This window comes from Neobacillus niacini, assembly GCF_023715785.1.
In the GTDB taxonomy this organism is placed as follows: domain Bacteria; phylum Bacillota; class Bacilli; order Bacillales; family Cytobacillaceae; genus Neobacillus; species Neobacillus niacini_E.
In genome coordinates this window covers 1-384 of record NZ_JAMBOX010000099.1, presented here as the reverse complement: position 1 = coordinate 384, position 384 = coordinate 1, and the positions used below count along the sequence as shown (strand labels likewise).

The window sequence follows — 384 nt, the reverse complement described above, 5'->3', positions numbered from 1 at the left end:
CCCTCTATCTCAGCGGTAGCCACCAGACCTACTGGGGCACCGACGATGCCGATGAGCAGCTGCAGGCCGGCCTCAACGCCGCCGTGGACGATATCAACTGGTCGCTAAGCTACAGCCTGACAAAAAACGCCTGGCAGCAGGGGCGCGATCAAATGCTGGCGATCAATATCAATATCCCCTTCAGCCACTGGCTGCGTTCCGACAGCCGCTCGGTCTGGCGGCACGCCAGCGCCAGCTACAGCCTGTCGCACGATCTCAATGGCCGCATGACCAATCTGGCGGGCCTGTACGGCACCCTGCTGGAAGACAACAACCTCAGCTATAGCGTGCAGACCGGCTATGCCGGCGGCGGCAACGGCGACAACGGGAGCACAGGCTACACCG

Annotated in this window: 1 protein-coding gene; it reads left to right on the top strand. The window is 62.5% G+C overall.

Features of this window, described 5'->3' with window-relative positions; translation table 11 throughout:
* Positions 1 to 384: fimbria/pilus outer membrane usher protein (locus tag M3234_RS29020; RefSeq protein ID WP_262307954.1), on the top strand; the 384-nt coding region annotated here is incomplete at both ends.